Below are 4,219 nucleotides of genomic sequence, written 5' to 3'. Positions count from 1 at the left end.
GCCGCTGCTCTCCGCCGCGGACCTGGCCGAGGCGCGAGCGGTCAACGCCGAGCTGCGCCGCTGCCTGGAAGACTTCGATCCGCGCCGCTTCACCCAGCTCAACGACCGGTTCCACGCCGGGTTGTACGAACGCTGCCCCAACCCGCACATCCTGGACCTGGTGCACCGCGGCTGGAACCGGCTCAACGCCATGCGGGCCTCCAGCTTCAGCCACATCCCCGGCCGTGCCCGCTCCTCCGTCGAGGAACACGAGCAACTGCTGGATCTGATCGACGCCGGTGCCAGCGCCGGCGAAGTGGAGAAGGCGGCCCGGGCACACCGGACCAACACGCTCAACGCCTACCTGGCCGCGGACGGCTTGCCGCCCTCGCCCCTGTAGGCCGCGACCGCTGCCGACGGCGACACCCCGCCGTCGTGAGCGGCCAAGCACCGCACACAGCCCAGACCTCACCGACTACCGACCAATCAACCCCCATGGAAAGGAACATCATGGCCGAGCACTTTGTCCCGGACAACCTGCCCACCCACCTGCAGCACTACATCGGCGGCAAGCTTGTCGACTCCATCGACGGCGACACCTTCGACGTGCTGGACCCGGTCACCAACAAGCCGTACATCAAGGCTGCCTCCGGCAAGGTAGCCGACGTTGCCGCGGCCGTTGCCGCCGCCAAGGACGCCTTCGAGAACGGCCCCTGGCCCACCATGCTGCCGCGCCAGCGCTCCCGCGTGCTGCACAAGGTCGCCGACATCGTCGAGTCCCGCGGCCAGGAACTGGCTGAGATGGAGTGCTTCGACACCGGGCTGCCCATCAAGCAGGCCCTGGGGCAGGCCCAGCGCGCGGCGGAGAACTTCCGTTTCTTCGCCGACCTCATCGTCGCCCAGCACGACGACGCCTTCAAGGTTCCCGGCCGCCAGGCCAACTACGTCAACCGCAAGCCGATCGGCGTCGCGGGCCTGATCACGCCGTGGAACACCCCGTTCATGCTGGAGTCCTGGAAGCTGGGTCCGGCGCTGGCCACCGGCAACACCGTGGTCCTGAAGCCAGCCGAGTTCACCCCGCTCTCCGCGTCCCTGTGGCCGGGAATCTTCGAAGAGGCCGGCCTGCCCGAGGGCGTCTTCAACATCGTCCACGGCTACGGCGAGGAAGGCTACGCCGGGGACTCCCTGGTCAAGCACCCGGACGTCCCGCTGATCTCCTTCACGGGCGAATCCCGCACGGGCCAGATCATCTTCGCGAACGCGGCGCCGTACCTGAAGGGCCTCTCCATGGAGCTGGGCGGCAAGTCCCCCGCCGTCGTCTTCGAGGATGCCGATCTGGAGGCGGCCATCGACGCAACGATCTTCGGCGTCTTCTCGCTCAACGGCGAACGCTGCACCGCGGGCTCGCGCATCCTGGTCCAGCGGAGCATCTACGACGAATTCGTCGAGCGCTACTCCGCCCAGGCAAAGCGGGTCAAGGTCGGACTCCCCCACGAGGAGACGACGGAGGTCGGCGCCCTGGTCCACCCGGAGCACTTCGAGAAGGTCATGTCCTACGTGGAGATCGGCAAGCAGGAGGCCCGCCTGACCGCCGGCGGCGGCCGTCCCGCGGAGTTCCCGGAGGGCAACTTCATCCAGCCGACCGTCTTCGCCGACGTGGCACCGGACGCCCGGATCTTCCAGGAGGAGATCTTCGGTCCGGTCGTGGCCATCACCCCGTTTGATACGGACGAGGAGGCCCTCGAACTGGCCAACAACACCAAGTACGGACTGGCCGCCTACATCTGGACGAACGACCTGAAGCGGTCCCACAACTTCGCCCAGAATGTCGAGGCCGGGATGGTGTGGCTGAACTCCAACAACGTCCGCGACCTGCGCACCCCGTTCGGCGGCGTTAAGGCGTCCGGCCTGGGCCACGAGGGCGGCTACCGTTCCATCGACTTCTACACCGACCAGCAGGCCGTGCACATCAACCTCGGCGAGGTGCACAACCCGGTCTTCGGCAAGGCCGAAGACGCCGCCGCCATTCCGGACGCCTGACACCTACCCCTACCGCTCGAAGGAGAGAATTATGAGCAACGAAATCCCCAAGCCCTCGGTTCCGGCCCCGGACATCCTGCGCTGCGCCTACATGGAGATTGTGGTCACCGACCTGGCCAAGTCCCGCGCCTTCTACGTGGACCTGCTGGGCCTGCACGTGACCCACGAAGACGACGAGGCGATCTACCTGCGCTCGTTCGAAGAGTTCATCCACCACAACCTGGTGTTGCGCAAGGGCCCGATCGCCGCGGTGGCGGCCTTCGCCTACCGCGTGCGGTCCCCGGAGGACGTGGACCGCGCCGAGGCCTACTACCAAAAGCTCGGCTGCCGCACCGAGCGCCGCAAGGAAGGCTTCGTCAAGGGCATCGGCGACTCCGTCCGCGTGGAGGACCCGCTGGGCTTCCCGTACGAGTTCTTCCATGAGGTGGACCACGTGGAGCGCCTGCACATGCGCTACGACCTCTACTCGGCCGGCGAGCTGGTGCGCCTGGACCACTTCAACCAGGTCACCCCGGACGTCCCGCGCGGCCGCAAGTACCTGGAGGACCTGGGCTTCCGCGTCACCGAGGACATCAAGGACTCCGACGGCGTGACCTACGCGGCCTGGATGCACCGCAAGGGCACGGTGCACGACACCGCCCTGACCGGCGGCAACGGTCCGCGGATGCACCACGTCGCCTTCTCCACCCACGAGAAGCACAACATCATCCAGATCTGCGACAAGATGGGCGCCCTGCGCATGTCCGACCGGATCGAACGCGGTCCCGGCCGCCACGGCGTGTCCAACGCCTTCTACCTGTACATCCTGGATCCTGATGGCCACCGCGTGGAGATCTACACCCAGGACTACTACACCGGCGACCCGGACAACCCCGTCATCACCTGGGATGTCCACGACAACCAGCGCCGCGACTGGTGGGGCAACCCGGTGGTCCCGTCCTGGTACACCGAGGCGTCCCTGGTGCTCGACCTCGACGGCAACCCGCAGGAGGTCATCGAGCGCACCGACAACTCGGAGATGGAGGTGACCATCGGCGCCGACGGGTTCTCCTTCACCCGGGCGGACGACGAGGACGGCACCTTCCGCGGCCAGGCGTCGAAGGGCTTTAAGATCGGCAACCAGGTCTAGTCCCGGTCTTCGACCGCATGACGACGCCGCTGGGCGGCTTCCGCAGGGAAGCCGCCCAGCGGCGTCTGTGGCCTTGCCCGCCCCGCCGCCGGATGCCACACTGGCACCTACACGCGGTGCCGGCGCCCGGCCGACGGGGCGGTTTCGGGTCCCGACCGTTCTAGGGGATGGGGGAAACGGTGTGAATATTCTGCGCACGGTCGTTGCACGGATAGAACGAACCGAGGCTCTGGACAGGGTCGCCGAACCGGTGGCAGGGCTGGTGGGCAGGATGGTCAGACCCCGGCCGATCCGGAACGTCCTCAGCGGCAGCTTCGTGGGCCACCCGCTGCATCCGCTGCTGACCGACTTTCCCATCGGTGCCTGGTCCATGTCCACGCTGCTGGACACGGTGGGCGGCCGCCGTGCCGAGCCCGCTGCCGACCTCCTGGTCGCCGCCGGAATTCTCTCGGCCGTACCCACGGCGTGGGCCGGGCTCAACGACTGGTCGGACACGCAGGGCGAGGACCGCCGGCTCGGCATCGTGCACGCCGCATCAAACTCGGCGGCGTTGGTGTGCTTCGCCGCTTCCTTCCTGGCCCGCCGCGGCGAGCGCCGGGGGCTTGCCAAGGTGCTCGCGCTGGGCGGCTTCGGGCTGGTGATGTCCGGCGGCTACCTGGGCGGCCACCTGAGCTACGCGCGCGGCGTCAACGTCAACCACACCGCGTGGCGGAAAGGTCCCGTTGAGTGGACCCCCGTCCTGGCGGAGAGCGAACTGGCCGAGGGCCGGCCGCAGCTGGCGCACGCCGGCGACGTGTCGCTGGTCCTGTTTCGCAGCGATGGCACCGTCCGGGCGCTGGACAGCGTCTGCAGCCACATGGGCGGGCCGCTGGCAGAAGGACAGGTCGACGACGGGTGCATCACCTGCCCCTGGCACGGCAGCCGCTTCCGCCTGGCGGACGGCAGCATCGTCAGGGGCCCGGCCAGCTCCGAGCAGCCAGCCTACGAAACACGCGTCCGCGAGGGGCAGGTCGAGGTCCGGCTGAGCTGACCGGCTCAGCCCCGCCGCGGCCTGGAACTGCGGGAGGCGCG

At 68.3% G+C, this 4,219-nt stretch carries 4 protein-coding genes; all 4 read left to right on the top strand.

Annotated features, from left to right (window positions below; translation table 11 throughout):
* A partial coding sequence (locus AC5RUJ_RS11935; RefSeq protein WP_494155908.1) for a GntR family transcriptional regulator occupies positions 1 to 379 on the top strand: 379 nt, incomplete at its 5' end.
* Between the two features lie 110 nt (positions 380 to 489).
* Positions 490 to 2,019: a 5-carboxymethyl-2-hydroxymuconate semialdehyde dehydrogenase gene (gene hpaE / locus AC5RUJ_RS11930; RefSeq protein WP_494000083.1), complete on the top strand. Its 1,530-nt coding sequence runs from the start codon at positions 490 to 492 to the stop codon at positions 2,017 to 2,019.
* A 31-nt stretch (positions 2,020 to 2,050) separates the two neighbouring features.
* Positions 2,051 to 3,148, top strand: a complete 1,098-nt coding sequence (gene hpaD, locus AC5RUJ_RS11925) for a 3,4-dihydroxyphenylacetate 2,3-dioxygenase (protein ID WP_494128762.1) — start codon at positions 2,051 to 2,053, stop codon at positions 3,146 to 3,148.
* A 181-nt stretch (positions 3,149 to 3,329) separates the two neighbouring features.
* On the top strand, positions 3,330 to 4,178 hold the full coding sequence (locus AC5RUJ_RS11920; protein WP_494128763.1) for a Rieske (2Fe-2S) protein: 849 nt from the start codon (positions 3,330 to 3,332) through the stop codon (positions 4,176 to 4,178).
* Positions 4,179 to 4,219: the final 41 nt, after the last annotated feature.

The sequence above is a fragment of the Arthrobacter sp. Y3223164 genome, assembly GCF_059091005.1.
This window is presented reverse-complemented; position numbering and strand designations above follow the sequence as displayed.